The 15,977-nt window shown below is 56.2% G+C and carries 14 protein-coding genes and 2 pseudogenes; 12 read left to right on the top strand and 4 right to left on the bottom strand.

The window, feature by feature from the left end:
- Positions 1-35 precede the first annotated feature (35 nt).
- The 11 genes and pseudogenes from GA0061101_RS26000 to GA0061101_RS25950 form a co-directional block, all read left to right on the top strand.
- A complete protein-coding gene (locus GA0061101_RS26000; RefSeq protein WP_052212411.1) occupies positions 36-980 on the top strand; it encodes a carbohydrate ABC transporter permease in 945 nt (314 codons plus the stop codon).
- Between the two features lie 9 nt (positions 981-989).
- Positions 990-1,832: a carbohydrate ABC transporter permease gene (locus GA0061101_RS25995; protein WP_092575647.1), complete on the top strand. Its 843-nt coding sequence runs from the start codon at positions 990-992 to the stop codon at positions 1,830-1,832.
- A gap of 10 nt (positions 1,833-1,842) precedes the next feature.
- A complete protein-coding gene (locus GA0061101_RS25990) occupies positions 1,843-2,907 on the top strand; it encodes an ABC transporter ATP-binding protein (RefSeq protein ID WP_092575645.1) in 1,065 nt (354 codons plus the stop codon).
- 94 nt (positions 2,908-3,001) lie between these two features.
- Positions 3,002-4,507 carry an aldehyde dehydrogenase family protein gene (locus GA0061101_RS25985; RefSeq protein WP_208865036.1) on the top strand — a complete coding sequence of 502 codons (1,506 nt, stop codon included), beginning with the start codon at positions 3,002-3,004 and terminating at the stop codon, positions 4,505-4,507.
- Between the two features lie 21 nt (positions 4,508-4,528).
- Positions 4,529-5,338, top strand: coding sequence for an aspartate dehydrogenase (locus GA0061101_RS25980; RefSeq protein WP_208865035.1), 810 nt, complete (start codon positions 4,529-4,531; stop codon positions 5,336-5,338).
- Positions 5,339-5,409: 71 nt separating this feature from the next.
- A complete protein-coding gene (locus tag GA0061101_RS25975) occupies positions 5,410-6,159 on the top strand; it encodes an electron transfer flavoprotein subunit beta/FixA family protein (protein ID WP_047558426.1) in 750 nt (249 codons plus the stop codon).
- Between the two features lie 24 nt (positions 6,160-6,183).
- The gene (locus tag GA0061101_RS25970) at positions 6,184-7,113 is read left to right on the top strand and encodes an electron transfer flavoprotein subunit alpha/FixB family protein (RefSeq protein WP_092575640.1); all 930 of its coding nucleotides are present in this window, start codon (positions 6,184-6,186) and stop codon (positions 7,111-7,113) included.
- 88 nt (positions 7,114-7,201) lie between these two features.
- Positions 7,202-8,836 carry a GMC family oxidoreductase gene (locus GA0061101_RS25965; RefSeq protein ID WP_208865034.1) on the top strand — a complete coding sequence of 545 codons (1,635 nt, stop codon included), beginning with the start codon at positions 7,202-7,204 and terminating at the stop codon, positions 8,834-8,836.
- Positions 8,833-9,327, top strand: coding sequence for a hypothetical protein (locus GA0061101_RS25960; RefSeq protein WP_047558435.1), 495 nt, complete (start codon positions 8,833-8,835; stop codon positions 9,325-9,327). The genes GA0061101_RS25965 and GA0061101_RS25960 overlap by 4 nt, the downstream gene beginning before the upstream one ends.
- A gap of 59 nt (positions 9,328-9,386) precedes the next feature.
- Positions 9,387-11,039, top strand: coding sequence for an electron transfer flavoprotein-ubiquinone oxidoreductase (locus GA0061101_RS25955; RefSeq protein ID WP_342587928.1), 1,653 nt, complete (start codon positions 9,387-9,389; stop codon positions 11,037-11,039).
- 540 nt (positions 11,040-11,579) lie between these two features.
- Positions 11,580-12,116: pseudogene (locus tag GA0061101_RS25950) on the top strand (OB-fold nucleic acid binding domain-containing protein); the annotation flags it as partial.
- Positions 12,117-12,341: 225 nt separating this feature from the next.
- Here the strand turns inward: GA0061101_RS25950 and GA0061101_RS25945 are convergent.
- The 3 genes and pseudogenes from GA0061101_RS25945 to GA0061101_RS25935 all read right to left on the bottom strand — a co-directional run bounded on the left by GA0061101_RS25945 (position 12,342) and on the right by GA0061101_RS25935 (position 14,676).
- Complete coding sequence (locus tag GA0061101_RS25945) at positions 12,342-12,722, bottom strand: DUF5615 family PIN-like protein (protein ID WP_092575638.1); 381 nt, start codon at positions 12,720-12,722, stop codon at positions 12,342-12,344.
- On the bottom strand, positions 12,719-13,351 hold the full coding sequence (locus GA0061101_RS25940; RefSeq protein ID WP_037197773.1) for a DUF433 domain-containing protein: 633 nt from the start codon (positions 13,349-13,351) through the stop codon (positions 12,719-12,721). Before GA0061101_RS25940 ends, GA0061101_RS25945 begins: the two co-directional genes overlap by 4 nt.
- 340 nt (positions 13,352-13,691) lie before the next feature.
- Positions 13,692-14,676 (bottom strand): annotated as a pseudogene (locus tag GA0061101_RS25935) (IS5 family transposase).
- A gap of 250 nt (positions 14,677-14,926) precedes the next feature.
- On the opposite strand from GA0061101_RS25935, the gene traR reads away from it, so the two are divergent.
- Entirely contained in the window at positions 14,927-15,631 is a 705-nt protein-coding gene (gene traR / locus GA0061101_RS25930) for an autoinducer-binding transcriptional regulator TraR (protein ID WP_037197774.1), read from the top strand.
- Positions 15,632-15,640: 9 nt separating this feature from the next.
- Here the strand turns inward: traR and GA0061101_RS25925 are convergent, their stop codons facing one another.
- Positions 15,641-15,949 (bottom strand): transcriptional repressor TraM, encoded by a 309-nt coding sequence (locus GA0061101_RS25925; RefSeq protein WP_037197776.1) that lies wholly within the window; start codon positions 15,947-15,949, stop codon positions 15,641-15,643.
- Positions 15,950-15,977: the final 28 nt, after the last annotated feature.

Below are 15,977 nucleotides of genomic sequence, written 5' to 3'. Positions count from 1 at the left end.
CCGCGGCCGTTCCTATCATGCAATGGGAAATTACTATGGCTATGACGCGTTCAATCTCTACGCCAGTTGTCACTGGCACCCATAAAGCGGAACGGGCGGGAGAGCGCCGGACAGGCGTACTTCTCCTCACACCGGCGTTTGTCCTTATGAACCTCGTCGGCTTTTTTCCGATGATCTATTCTCTTTACATCTCGTTGACGAACTACAACCCGACCCATGGCGGAGCCTCTCAATTCATCGGTTTGAAAAACTATGCCAACGCCCTTTTAGATCCACAATTTTGGCATGCCATTGGCCTCACCTGTGTTTTTGTAACCTTAAGTGTGACGTCGTCATTGGTTCTTGCAGTACTTTTGTCGCTTCTGTTCAACTTGCGGTACCCTGGATTTTTCCTGTTGCGGACGATCATCCTGGTGCCAATGTTGGTTACGCCGATCGCTGTTGGCATCGTGTGGCGGGTCATGATGATGCCCGACCTCGGCGTCCTCAATTACCTCCTGACCGTGTTAGGCTTTCAACCCCAGCTCTGGACATCATCGGCAAGCACCGCGCTGCTATCGATTGTACTTGTCGACATTTGGCAGTGGACTCCCTTCATGTTTCTTATTGTCTTCGCGGGCATTTCATCGCTCCCACGCAGCCCATTCGAAGCCGCTGCCATTGACGGGGCCGGGCCGATACGTGTGTTTTTCTCCGTCACTTTGCCGCTACTTCGGCCGGTCATCGTTATCGCCACGCTACTGCGCATCGTAGATGCCTTCCGAACCTATGACACGGCGTTCATCATGACGCGAGGTGGGCCAGATTTTTCCACTGATCTCGTCAGCGTCTACCTGCAGAGGATAAATTTCCGCTTTTTTGATCTCGGCTACGGATCGGCATTGTCGTGGATTACCCTACTAATCGTGACGGCTATAATTTTGATATTCACCAAGCTCTCTGGCTTTGCGCGAATTATTTCTGAAAAAGAAAGCCGATAGGAGCCCAGCATGTCTATGAAAAGGCCCGCTATTCGCCGATATTCTCAAATCTTGCTGGCGTACTTTTTTGCACTCTTTGCGACAGCGTTTTTCGCCTTTCCAATATTTTGGATGGTCACAGCATCTTTGAAGAGCGACCAGGCAATTACAGCATTCCCACCTGTATGGGTTTTCACCCCGAGCTTGCAAAACTACGCCAAGCTCATCACGGACATTGGCATCGCCAAGATGTTTATCAACAGTGTCGTCATCGTCGGATTGTCCACGAGCCTGGCGATGGTTTGCGGAACTTTGGGCGCCTACGCGCTGGCTCGGTTCGATATAAAAGGCAAGCAGATGATTGCCTTCGAGATTTTATCAATCCGTATGCTGCCACCGATCGTCAGTGTCGTTCCAATGTTTATCCTCGCGAGGTGGCTGGGTATCTTCGATACCTACTGGTTGCTGACTGCGGCGTACGCTCTTTCCGGTCTACCATTTGTTGTCTGGGTAATGCGCGTCTTTATTCAGGATATCCCGCAGTCAATTGAGGAAGCCGCACTGATTGACGGATGTTCACGACTTGAAACTTTTTGGCGGGTGACGCTCCCGCTCTTGTTGCCCGGCCTGGCAGCGACAATGGTCATCGTGTTCATGTTTGCCTGGAACGAATTTCTCCTGGCTTCCATGTTGACGTCGAACGCTGCGAAAACGCTACCGGTCATCGCTGCAAATACTCTGAGCGCAAAGTCAATTGCCTGGGGTCTGGCTTCAGCCGCAGGTGTCGTCATGTCGCTGCCTGTCGTCATCCTCGTTCTACTTATGCAACGCTATCTTGTTCGCGGCCTGACATTTGGCGCAGTAAAAGGCTAAGGAGGCTATCGTGGGCATTCAAATTAGAAACGTGCAAAAGCGTTTTGGCGAGATAACTGTTGTTAACGGCGTGTCAGTTGACATAGCCGAAGGCGAGTTTTTCGTCATGCTGGGGGAATCTGGCTGCGGAAAGACGACAACACTCCGTATGGTCGCAGGGCTCGAATTACCAACCTCGGGATCCGTGCACATCAACGGCAGGGACGTGACCTTCGCAGAGCCGCGCCATCGCGATATCGCCATGGCGTTCCAAGACTATGGGCTCTATCCCAACATGACAGTCTTTGAAAACATTGCCTTTCCGCTCAAGATCAGAAAGGTGCCTCAGTCGGATCGCAAGAGGAAGGTTGAGGAAACAGCCGGCAAGCTCGGTATCGCGGACTATCTTGGCCGTAAGCCGTTTCAACTGTCCGGCGGTCAGCGGCAGCGAGTTTCGCTAGCGCGCGCCTTAGTACGAAACCCTAAAGTCTTCCTGATGGACGAACCGCTTTCGAACCTTGACGCGAAGCTTCGTGCCGTCATGAGGACCGAAATCAAAAAGCTCGTGTCCGAACTGGGAATCACCACGATTTATGTCACGCACGACCAGATCGAGGCTATGTCTATGGCAGACCGAATTGCCGTCATGCGTCGGGGCGACATGGTTCAGATCGGGTCGCCCATGGAAATCTATGACCGGCCCCTGACGCGCTTTGTCGCTGATTTCATGGGATCACCGCCCATGAACCTGTTCCCGGCTGTCATGAAGACGCCGGGTCAGCCGACCTGTCAGATCCAGGAGTTTGTTGATACGCTTCCAATTACCGAGCGCGAGTTGATTGCCGCGAGACTGGATCCAGCACACCAATTTACACTCGGTATTCGGCCTGAACACCTGAAGCTCGTCCAACCTGGTTCGCCTGGATCGGCGCGTGCAGTTGTCGACTTCGTCGAACCATTGGGCCAGACCACCAATGTCTATCTCGCAATCGGGGACACGCGGCTGATTGCGGTTACCGATCGATGCGCCAGCCAAGTAGGTGATGTCGTTGGGGTGTACGCGCCCCCGGAGAGTGTGCGTGTCGTTGCAAATTGAGACCGTTTCGACGTCCCCGCTAAAGAGAGCCGCGTCGTCGACACACGTACCGGCATTTTGACCCCTAGTAAAATTTTTGTTGATGGAGGCTCACTTGTTGCAAGCGCACCCCGCTCTCTCGCACCGTACTTACGGCCATTTTATCGACGGGGTCTTGTGTGATCCTTCGGTCACGTTGATCGACCGCCACTCACCCGCCGACGGCACGTTACTCGCGCGCTTTTCAGCAGGTACGTCGGAAGACGTCGATGCTGCTGTAGCGGCGGCGTTAAAGGCATTTAACCAGGAAAATTGGCGGGATCTGAGCGGCTCGGGCCGCGCTGGGCTGCTTAATAGATTTGCTGACTTGATTGCAGACAACGCGGACTATCTTGTTCGACTTGAAGCGGAGGAATCCGCCAAAGCGACGAAGATGTCTGTATACGAGCTTGCAATGGTTGTCGAAATGACGCGCTTTGCAGCATCACTTGCGGTGACCGAAAAAGGAGAAACCCATACACAGCTCGGGCCTCTGTCGCTGGGGCTTGTAACGAAAGAACCATGTGGGGTCGTCGGCATGATCGTGCCGTGGAATTTCCCTTTGATCTGCCTTTTTCAGAAGCTCCCGTATGCGCTCGCGGCTGGATGCACGGTAGTGATCAAACCCTCCGAGCTAACGTCCAGTACCGCCATTGAGATTGCGAGGTTGGCGAGCAAAGCGGGCTTTCCTCAAGGTGTTATTAATGTCGTGACTGGCACAGGGACTGCCGTGGGCGAGGCTCTGACCAGTCACCCCGATGTATCACTGATATCCTTCACGGGCTCCACTGGTGTTGGTCGGCACATCGCTGGAAAATGTGGGGAGGCCGTTAAGCGCGTAGCATTGGAACTCGGAGGTAAAGGCGCCAACATCGTTTTTGCCGACGCGGACCTTGATGCCGCATTGGATGGCGTTCTCTTTGGGTTCGTTTTCAATCAGGGCGAAGTTTGCGCGGCCGGATCGCGCCTGCTGATCGAAGAGAGTGTTGCCGACGCATTTGTGTCAAAACTTGCCGAACGCGCAAAGCGGATCGTTGTTGGCCACCCCATGGACAAAAATGCGGATATGAGTGCGCTGATCCATGAGGGGCACATGAACAAGGTCCTCGGGTACGTCGCCGACGGACAGAAAGAAGGTGCCATCCTCACGTGTGGCGGAGAGCGTCTCCAGGGCCAAGCTTACGATAATGGCTTTTTCGTGGGTCCGACGATCCTTACTGAAGTTACCTCTAGCATGCGCGTTTTCCGGGAGGAAATATTCGGGCCTGTTCTTTGTGTGACAAAATTCAAAACACAGGAAGAAGCAATACATTTGGCTAATAGTACCGAATTCGGTCTTGCAAACGGGGTGTGGAGCAAAGACATCGACAAAATCTTTACGGTTGCCCGCCAGTTGAAGTCTGGAACCGTATTTGCGAACACGTTTCTGGAGGCGGCGCCGCAGCTTCCCCAAGGTGGTGTCAAGAAAAGTGGCTTTGGTCGTGAAAACGGTTTGGATGCACTTAATGAGTATCTGGATACCAAGCAGACCTACGTGAAGTTGGGTGCCCGTCAGCCGATTCTTGCTCATACAATCAGCTAAATCAAAGGAAGGGAGTTTGCTTTGGCAGACGAGAGCAAGCGCATTGCGTTGATTGGATATGGTGCGATGGCCCGCAGCTTGCAGGCTTCGCTTCTTCGGTCCGAAGCCGGTGTGGCCGTGGCAGCGGTACTCGTACCAGCTGAGTTCGCGCCGCCGGCGAGTGAAATTGCTGGTTTAGAGCTATTTCACGATGTTGCGGATCTTGTCGCCTGGCGTCCTTCACTGGTCGTTGAGTGCGCAAGCCACGATGCTGTGCGCGATTTTGTTCCGACTTTGCTGCGGAACGGGATCGACACAATCATTGTCTCAACCGGGAGCTTGGCTGACAAATCGTTGTTCGATGATCTTGAGGTTGCCGCAAAAGTCGGACGCTGCCGTCTAACGGTCGTGTCAGGCGCTATTGGAGGACTTGATGTTTTGAGATCGGCGAGAAGCGCAGGCTTGAGTAAAGTAGCCTATACTGGCATCAAGCCACCAATCGCTTGGGCGGGCACTCCGGCTGCGGATAGGATGGACTTGACGGCGCTTCTTGAGCCGACGGTCATCTTCGAAGGCAACGCACGACAAGCCGCGCAGCTTTATCCAAAAAACGCAAATGTAACCGCCGCGGTGGCGCTCGCAGGTGTCGGGTTTGACGCAACCAGCGTAGCACTTTTGGCAGACCCCGGGACAGCGACGAACGGACATCGCGTGGAGGCGACGGGAGCCTTTGGCAGTTTTTCAATCGAGCTACAAAACCAACCTTTACCGGACAACCCGAAAACATCTTGGTTGGCCGCTTTGAGTATCCAAGAGGCGATTGTACGGCACTTCAGCTCCGTCGTCGTTTGAAAGTGCGCGTTAGTTCGGCTTGGACCGCGTCCAATCGGCAGATTTGAATACATAGGTGTAGGTAAGAGCGCATGAAAATTCTCGTCCCAGTGAAGCGGGTGGTTGATTACAACGTGAAGATCCGTGTCAAGCCGGATGGATCGGGCGTCGACCTTGCCAACGTCAAGATGTCGATGAACCCGTTCGACGAGATTTCGGTTGAGGAGGCCCTTCGCCTAAAGGAAGCCGGCAAGGCCGAGGAAGTGGTCGTCGTCTCGATCGGCCCGGCCAAGGCCGAGGAAACTTTGCGAACCGCGCTCGCCATGGGCGCCGACCGCGCCATCCTCGTTGAAACCGATGACGCCGTCGAGCCACTCGCAGTCGCAAAGATCCTCAAGGGTGTTGCCGACGCTGAAAAGCCAGGCCTCATCATTGTCGGCAAGCAGGCGATCGACGACGATTCCAACCAGACCGGCCAGATGCTTGCAGCCCTTCTCGGCTCCGCCCAGGCAACCTTCGCCTCTAAGGTCGAAATCGCCGGCGACAGCGCCGCTGTCACCCGTGAGATCGATGGCGGCCTGCAGACCATCAAGGTCAAGCTTCCGGCTGTCGTCACCACCGACCTTCGCCTCAACGAGCCGCGCTATGCTTCGCTGCCGAACATCATGAAGGCAAAGAAGAAGCCGCTTGACAAAAAGAGCCCGGCTGATTTCGGCGTCTCCACCGCGCCGCGCCTCAAGGTGCTGAAGACGGAAGAACCATCCGGCCGCAAGGCAGGCGTGAAGGTGAAATCGGTCGCCGAGCTTGTCGACAAGCTCAAGAACGAAGCCGGCGTACTCTGAGATCTGGAAAGGGAGAACACGATAATGGCCATTCTTCTTCTGGCTGACCACGACAATGCGACCCTTTCCGACCAGACCGGCAAGGCACTCACGGCTGCTTCCAAGATTGGCGGCGACGTTCATGTGCTGGTCGCAGGCAAAGGCGTCAAGCCTGCTGCCGATGCCGCCGCAAAGCTCTTGGGCGTCTCCAAGGTCCTGCTCGTCGAAAGCGACGAGCTCGCCAACGATCTGGCAGAGCCGCTGGCCGACCTGATTGTCTCGCTGGCAGCGAGCTACGACACCATCATCTCGGCCGCCACCTCGGTCGGCAAGAACGTCCTGCCGCGCGTCGCAGCCCTTCTCGACGTCGCCCAGATCTCGGAAATCATCGAAGTCGTCTCGGCCGACACCTTCAAGCGGCCGATCTATGCCGGCAACGCCATTCAGACGGTGCAGTCGACCGACGCCAAGAAGGTGATCACGGTGCGCACTGCATCCTTCGGTTCTGCCGCAGAAGGCGGATCGGCTTCGGTCGAGGCGATCCCCGCCGTGTCCGATCCGGGTCTGTCGACCTTCGTCAACGATGCGGTGTCGACCTCCGACCGTCCGGAACTGACATCCGCCAAGATCATCATCTCCGGTGGCCGTGCGCTCGGTTCAGCCGAAAAGTTTAAGGAAGTCATCCTGCCGGTCGCCGATAAGCTCGGTGCTGCCGTCGGCGCATCGCGCGCTGCCGTCGATGCAGGTTACGCTCCGAACGACTGGCAGGTCGGACAGACCGGCAAGGTCGTCGCTCCGCAGCTCTACATCGCCTGCGGCATTTCGGGTGCGATCCAGCATCTCGCCGGCATGAAAGACTCGAAGGTCATCGTCGCCATCAACAAGGACGAGGAAGCGCCGATCTTCCAGGTCGCCGACTATGGCCTCGTGGCAGATCTCTTCGAGGTGCTGCCTGAGCTACAAAAGGCCATCTAACGCGATAGCCGAATTTTTACGCGCCGGGAATTGGGATTCAGATCCTTATCGAAGCGGCGGGAAACGATAGCGATATACAGAGGGATGGATGACGGATATGAATGAAATGACAGGGCAAGAAGATATCTACGATGCCGTAATTATCGGCTCAGGACCATCGGGGGCCATAACCGCTCACACCCTCGCGCTTGCAGGACTCCGTGTCGTATGTTTGGAACAGGGCGACTACGCGCTCCCTTCCGATTATGCCGCGAACTTCGATATGTGGGAGCTCGTGGCCCGGGGGCATTGGCAAGCAGAACCCAATCGTCGGCGCAATCCCGCAGATTATCCCTTGGATGTTTCCGACACAGACTTGGCGCCTTCGATGTACAGCGCGGTTGGAGGATCGACCATCCACTTCAGCGCTTTGTGGTCTCGCCTAGCACCTTCCGACTTCCGTGTACGCACAACGGATGGCGTGGCTGACGATTGGCCTATCAGCTACGCCGAATTGGCCCCCTTCTATGATGAAGTCGACGACTTCATCGGAGTTTCCGGGCTTGAGGGAGATCCTGCCTATCCCGAGGGTTATGCTCCAAAAATGCCGCCGATGCCCCTTGGCAAACATGGCATGAAGGCCGCGCAATCGATGAACGCTCTTGGCTGGCACTGGTGGCCCCATTCAAATGCGATACCAAGCCAGAAGATAGGGTCCCTTGCAGCATGCGCACGATGGGCCACATGTACGCAGGGCTGTCCAGAGGGAGCCAAAGCTTCTTTTGACCTAGCCTATTGGCCCGCGGCGATTAAAGCCGGAGCGAAATTGATTACCGGCGCAAGGGTGTCGAAAATAACGACGGACGAGAACGGCCGGGCCTCGGGTGCAAGCTGGATCTCGAATGGCACTAGCTATCACACATCAGCGAAAACAGTCGTTGTTTGCGCGAATGGTATTGGCACCCCCCGGCTTCTTCTGCTTTCGCCAAGCGACAGACATCCCTTGGGGCTGGCCAATTCCTCTGGTTTAGTGGGTAAGAACCTGATGCTGCACCCCAATTGCGCGGTCATCGGCTATTATGACGATGAACTGGAGTCCTGGCGCGGTCCGGCCGGATCCGCGGCAAGTTCGATGCAGTTTTACGAAACCGATCTCTCGCGGGGGTTTGTTCGCGGTTCGAAATTGCACGCCTGTCCCACGCCGGGCCTACTATTCAACGGCGTAGACCCACACAGGTTGTTAGCGTTTGATGAGCTCTGGGGCAAGAGTTTCCATCGCGTCATCAGGGATGCACGCAACGCGATATTCTGGGCAGCCAACATTGACGACCTGCCCGAAGAAACGAACACCGTGACGCTTGATCCTATTTTGACAGATGGCGATGGCATCCCGGCACCGAAGATCAGTTATCGCTACAGTGAGAATACGCTGAAGATCAGGGACTTCACGGTTAAAAGGCTCAGTGAAATCCATGCGGCAGCTGGCGCGAAGAAGACAATCGAGATCGCCGATCTCCAGGGCGAGCCGGGGCACCTGCTTGGAACAGCAAGAATGGGAAAAGACCCAAAATCGTCTGTTGTAGACGAATACGGTCGCAGCCACGACGTTCCGAACTTGGTCATTTCCGATGGGAGCATTTTTGTCACCGGCGGAGCCGCGAACCCAACCAGTACAATAGCCGCGCTTGCACTCCGGAATGCCAAAGAACTCGTTCGCAACCTCAAAGGTGGTGCTTCACAATGACGAACAGCGGTAAGTTGAACAGCGACAAGCGCCTGTCTGTTTCCAGGCCCGCCTCCGCTCCGCCACGAGCGTTCACGCAACGGGAACTGCAGACGTTGCGCATCATCGCGGATACCTTAATTCCACAAGAAGGTGATTTTCGCTCTGGCAGTTCCGTTGCCGAATTCAACGAACTCGTGACGAAGGCCGCTGCGATACTCGACAAACACTTCGAAATGCTGACAGCTCTTCTAGAGGTGTTGGGCTTCACGCCTGCGACAGAGATGTGGGCCAGGCTGAGAAGGCTGGCGGACGAGGACGGAGATGGATTTTATATTCTCTCCACCTTGATCGTCGGTGCGTACATCTATTCCGATGAAATGAAGGCAGAACTGAATTATCCGGTTCCTCATCGCAATCCACCAGGTTTATTTGATGCCGCAGACGAACTCTCAAATGGAATTCTCGATCCAGTCATAGAGCGCGGCCCGATCTATAGAATGGTTAAATGATCACTATGACTGAAGCGGCTTGCCCGGCTTAAACCGGCACCTGTGCTCCATAATGAACGTTGAGTAAAGCAGTGCGCGAAAGCATGGAATTCGACGTCGTAATCGTCGGCGGTGGACCTGCCGGTCTGTCTGCGGCGATCCGCCTGAAGCAGGTCAATCCGGAACTATCGGTCGTCGTGTTGGAGAAGGGTTCCGAAGTCGGCGCCCATATCCTCTCTGGCGCGGTGGTCGATCCGATCGGTATCAACCGCCTGCTGCCCGGCTGGCGCGCGGAGGCTGACCACCCCTTCAAGACCGAGGTCAATGCCGATCACTTCCTGCTGCTCGGCCCCGCCGGCTCGCTGCGTCTGCCGAACTTCATAATGCCGCCGCTCATGAACAATCACGGCAACTACATCGTCTCGCTCGGCAACGTCTGTCGCTGGCTGGCCGAGAAGGCGGAAGCGCTCGGCGTCGAGATCTATCCCGGCTTTGCCGCAACCGAAGTGCTCTATAATGACAAAGGCGCCGTCATCGGTGTGGCCACCGGCGACATGGGGATCGAGAAGAACGGCGAGCCCGGCCCGAACTATACGCGCGGCATGGAACTGCTCGGCAAATATGTGCTGATCGGCGAGGGCGTGCGCGGCTCGCTCGCCAAGGAGCTCATTGCCAAATTCGACCTCTCGAAAGATCGCGAGCCGCAGAAATTCGGCATCGGCATCAAGGAGCTCTGGCAGGTCAAGCCGGAGAACCACAAAAGGGGTCTGGTGCAGCACTCCTTCGGCTGGCCGCTCGGCTTCAAGACCGGTGGAGGCTCATTCCTTTATCATCTGGAAGACAATCTGGTCGCCGTCGGCTTCGTGGTGCACCTGAACTACAAGAACCCCTATCTCTATCCCTTCGAGGAATTCCAGCGCTTCAAGACGCATCCGGCGATCCGCGGCACCTTCGAGGGCGGCAAGCGCATCTCTTACGGTGCACGCGCCATCACCGAGGGTGGTTATCAGTCGGTGCCGAAGCTGACCTTCCCGGGCGGCGCGCTGATCGGCTGTTCGGCCGGTTTCGTCAATGTGCCGCGCATCAAGGGCAGCCACAATGCGGTGCTGTCGGGCATGCTGGCAGCCGACAAGATCGCCGCGGCGGTCGCCGCGGGCCGCGCCAATGACGAAGTGATCGAGATCGAGACCGAATGGCGCCAGACGGATATCGGCAAGGACCTGAAGCGGGTGCGCAATGTCAAGCCGCTGTGGTCGAAGTTCGGCACGCTGGTCGGTGTCGGCCTTGGCGGTCTGGACATGTGGACGAACCAGCTGTTCGGTTTCTCCATTTTCGGCACGCTGAAGCACGGCAAGACGGATGCCCAATCTCTCGAGCCCGCGTCCAAGCACGAGAAGATTAACTATCCGAAGCCGGATGGCGTCCTGACCTTCGATCGGCTGTCCTCGGTGTTCCTGTCGAACACCAACCACGAGGAAGACCAGCCGGTGCATCTCAAGGTCAAGGACATGGCGTTGCAGATATCGTCGGAGCACGACATTTTTGCCGGCCCCTCGACGCGCTACTGTCCGGCAGGCGTCTATGAATGGGTGGAGAAGGATGGCAAGGAGACCTATGTCATCAACGCCCAGAACTGCGTCCACTGCAAGACCTGCGACATCAAGGACCCCAACCAGAACATCAACTGGGTGCCTCCACAGGGTGGCGAAGGGCCTGTCTATCCGAATATGTGAGGTGCTGCGCGGACTTCCCTGGCAGATTTGCTGATGTAAAAATTTCCACTAACCCACTGACGCAAGAGATCAAGCACGTACTTATTGAGACTGCCTTTCTGCCGAAGGCAAAGCGGCAAACCTCGATGGGAGTGTTGCCAGTCGAAAATGCGAGGCGTCGCGACGGACGCCTCTTCGCAATTACCGGGGCCACGAATGCAGCAACTACTTCGCAGCGTCCGAAAGCCATTCAAGAGCACCGGCTTCTGCAGGGAATAGCCAACCGATCACCAAAATAATCCAAAACTTCCGTGTTTCTGTCCATTGCTTCGACATCGCGATCCTTTCAACCTGCTTGCAGATAAATCGAAGGTGGAGAGCCATGATGAGCACGCTGATCTACATGACGGATATCTCGAATATCGTTTTATCCCTTGGAGAGAGTGTACGGAGCTATTTGTATCAACTAGGAAGAGACAGCAAGCGCAACGGTTGAGTACTGTTTCTCGACGTGGCCTGCTGCAGGCGACGCATGAGGCCGCGGCTTTCGCCGGCTGTATACACAGCCATACTGGCTTGACCCTGCGCGAACACCCGATCGCTTTCTTGCGCAAGGATCTCGCCGCTCGAAGCCTCGTCACCTGCGGTGAAGCCATGTCTGCCCGCGATGGCCGGTGGTTGATGACCGGGGGCCTCGTTCGGGTCCGTCAAATGCCAGGATCGGCAAAAGGCGTGATGTTCCTGACGATCGAGGACGAGACCGGTCCGGCAAACGTCGTCGTCTGGCCGAAGCTGCGCGCGACGCCGACGCGTTGTGCTCGGATCAAGCATGATGGCGACCAACGGCCGCATCCAGCGGGAAGGGGACGTCGTGCACCTCATCGCCCAGCAACTGTTCGATCTCTCGGGCGACCTATCCGCCTTGGCGGATCGTGATGGGAGTTCAAACTGCCGACGGGCCGGGGCGACGAGTTCGCCCACGGATCGCCGGGAAGTCCGGATTCGCGGTATCGAGCGCCGGCGGTCCAGCCAAGGGATATTTTCGTTCCCGCCCTTTCTATCGATATGCTGAAGGTGAAGATTCGGAATTTTCACTGATGATTTCAGAATGATTGCTTGTTCAAAGGACGCACTCCTTGACCGGAATCGGACCGCGGCACCCCTCATCCTACAAAGGCAGTGATTTAAAGAAGTTCCATAATTACTATTACGTGCGATTCACTAAGTCATTAAAATATAAGACATTTATCCGTACTGCTGGTGCTGTTTGCTACCCACATCTCGGCAAAACTTGGTGCACTTGGACTAGGTTCTCCAAAAACCTTACTCAGCGAGCGGAAGCACGTATCTGGTCACCACAGCCGCACCATCCTCAAGAGATATTTCAATGACCTCATTGACCAGATTGTCCGTGGCCGCCAGTTCATCGACTATAGCGCTGAACAGCTCGCGCTGCCTTGCAGGAAGGACCTGCGGCACGATTATGACAAGGCCGGCGTGCAATTCTTCCTTCGCGTAGAGCTTCCGAAAATCCCGTGCGTTATTGGTCACAAACGTGAAATCGCCCTCAACGATGCGAGGCATAAGATCCCAGTCAGTTTCGCCGCTCAGTCCCAGCCAGTTCACATGGGAACACTCGTGGCCAAGATCTTGCGCGACGGCCACGAGTGAGGTGTGAAGGCATTCATCAATCAAGAATTTCAAGAAGAGACGCCCGACGATTTTGGCTTCGGATCCCCTTTGAGCGAAAGGCGCTTCGTCGATTTTACTGTCAGTCCCTGGTCCGAAAGTTTCTTGGGCCGCCCACGTGAAGGATGGGCGGCGGTCCAAATCTCGGCGAGTTCCACCATATGTGAGGTAATGGAAGGATAGCCCTCAAGGATCTCCTCGGTCGTAGCCCCTTGCTCTTTCATCGAGGCAATCATGCGGACCGGTACGCGCGTTCCTGTGAATACGGGATCACCGCCGACTATACCTTTGACGCTCTGGATGATGGTTTCGGCTTCCCTAAGGGCGTCCGCGCGAGCGGAAAGCTGCTCCCTCGCCCTTGCGACGTCGACGATCAGATAATCGTCCGCTCTCACGGTCGGCGCCATCGGATTGTCCTTGATGGCTTGGAACAGTCGCTTGCGGCGTTCGGCGCTAAGGATTGAGCCAACTCCATACCACAACTTCAGACGAAGAAGATCATCATCGGTCAGCGCACGCCCACGATGGCTCGCAAGCCCGGTATCTATAATTCGCTTATCGATAGCGTTATGCACCGATTTGAGCCCGACCTGACTCACCGCAGCCGCCTCGGCAGGCGTATATTCTCGAAGGGTGGCACTCATAATCATTCTCCTTGTGGAGAACATATAATGTGCTTAGGCATGATTGTAAAGATTATAGTGATCCCTCTGCCTCGCCGTCCTCACCTAGGGCACGCAGAGAGGCGAGGCACCCGGTCGGACTTTTGGATAAGTTTCACGATATTCTCCTTCTGTGGATGATCCTCTACACGGGCTTTTCGCAAACTTTTTTGATGCCCCCATAACGTAGAAATTTCCTCCTACGGGTTTTGAATTTGACGGATGTTTTCGGAAATGGAGGCGCCCTCGGCGCACGAATGACCGGTCAGCAGCGTTGGTGCATCGGTCGCTGAAAGAACGATTTCTGTCTTTGATGCTCTGGCTACGCGGTGACGGTTTTATAGCGGACGGATTTCGGGCGTGCGCATGCCAGCATTCGATTGAGGACGGCACAGCCTATGGAGACTTTGCTGCGCTCCGAATGAGCGCGCCCGCAACCTGTATCCGATGATCGATTTGTAGCGACCGATTGCGGTCTCGACCAGAGATCGTTTCCCGTAGCCGGTCGCAGCCTGCCACTTCATCCGGCCATCGGTGTTGATCGCCGCGATGTGGCGGTCTCGTTGGCTCAAGGGATCGGCATCTGGCCCTTTCACCGCGTTTGCGCGTGGCGGAATGACCACCATAGCACCGGCACTATGCCAGGTCACGGCGTCATAAGTTGGACTGCCGTCATAGGCGCCGTCGGCCGTGAACTGTCCGGTCGGCGCATCGATCTGGTCAAGCAGCGCCTCCACCTGCGAGGCGTCGCCGGCATCTTGGTCGGTCATGACGTGGGCGATGATGTCGCCGCTGCCGGCATCCAGAGCCAGGTGCAATTTTCGCCAGTTCCGACGTGATTTGGCACCGTGTTTCTCCTCCAGCCATTTGCCCGCACCGTAGATTTCCAACCCTGTGCTGTCGATGAGGACGTGGACATGTCCCTTTCCCCGAGCTTGGTGCTGTCGCCGCCCGTCCGGCAATCGCCGTTTGCTTGCCCGACGGCTCAGGGTCGTATGATCGGGAACGGCGAGATCCAGTCCCATCAGGGTCAGCACTGAAGTCAAAAAGCCCTCCGTCTGGCGCAGCCGCAGGCCGAACACCAGTCCCAGCGTCAGGGCAGTTTCAATCGCCAGATCGGAATAACGCGGCTGTCCACCGCGCGTTGTCCGCTTCGGCGCCTGCCAGGACGACAGCGCCTCCGGCGTCATCCAAAGCATCAGGCTGCCACGTCGGCGAAGACCAGCCTCATACTCTGCCCAGTTCGTGACCTGGAACTTCATCTTGCCAATACGATGGCGGCGGGAGGCGTCGTGCTTGAAAGGCATCGTGGCGGAGACCGGTTATTGAGCTGGCCACCGCACCTAACCCACCGCGATTAACGATCCGCGCACCAACGTCCCTCGGCTACAAAACGCCAGCCGAAGTGTTCATGGCGCATTTGCACGAAGAGGGCTGATCCCCTACCCTAAACGCCGGCATGATGCACTTGGGTGAGCTTCTCCATTTGGTTTGCAATAACAAAGTCTAGTGGTGCACAATGACCTGTCCCAACTGACCACCGAAGGGAGTGACCAAATGCAGCATTGGTTGGACAGACTGACTGATCTCTCGGCGATCAGGGGTGACGAGAAAATCCTCAAGCAAGCCTTGGCACACCTTACGAAACAAGCCGGCTTCCAAGGCTACGCCTATCTACACATCCAGCCCGGTCACACGATTGCTGCGTCCAACTATCATCCCGAATGGCGAGAGACTTATTTCCAACGGAATTTAGCGGCCATCGATCCGGTCGTTAGACGCGCCAAGTCCTTCAAACAGCTCTTCACCTGGAGCGGCGAACAGAACAGACACCGCCTGTCCAAAGCTGAGCGGGCGTTTTACGCCGAGGCCGCCGACTTCGGCATTCGCTCCGGCATCACCATTCCCGTCAAGGCAGCAAACGGATCTACGTCAATGTTCACGCTTGCCTCCGAAAAAACCATGATCGAGCTTGAACGTGATATCGATGCTGTGGCCGCCGCCGCAGCTGTGGGGCAACTCCATGCCCGTATGTCTTTCCTGCCCTTGACGCCGAGTGAACAGCACCCAGCCTGGCTGGATCCCAAGGAAGCCGCCTATCTCCATTGGATTTCCGTCGGTAAAACGATGGACGAAGCCGCCGATCTGGAGGGTGTCAAATACAACTCCGTCAAAAGCAAGCTCGAAGAAGCCAGGAAGCGGTTTCAGATTCACACCATGCCGCACCTGGTTGCACTGGCCATTCGGGCAGGGCTCATCTGAGCGAACGCATCAATTGACGGATACGTTTGGGATATAACCCAGAACTCCAACCAGCGTATTCAGCGCGTTCATCTGCGCGTGCATCGCGATCATAGCCTCCACGTATTCGAGGTGCTGCTCGCCTCCAACAGCTTTTCCCGTTTTATGGTCTGCTGGCAATGCCTGGAATAACTGATCAGCCTTGTCCACGAGTAGCCTGTGGAGCCGGACGGCATTGATCGTTAAAGTCTCGATATCTGCGGTATCCAGGCCCCGGGTAAGCCCGATCACCGGGCGCAGTTCACTGCTATCCGACACTGTCGCGTCACTCAAATTCATTACCAATCCTCCCGACGTTTCGTCTGCG

Source organism: Martinezella lusitana (assembly GCF_900094565.1).
Taxonomy (GTDB): Bacteria; Pseudomonadota; Alphaproteobacteria; order Rhizobiales; family Rhizobiaceae; genus Rhizobium; species Rhizobium lusitanum.
This window is presented reverse-complemented; position numbering and strand designations above follow the sequence as displayed.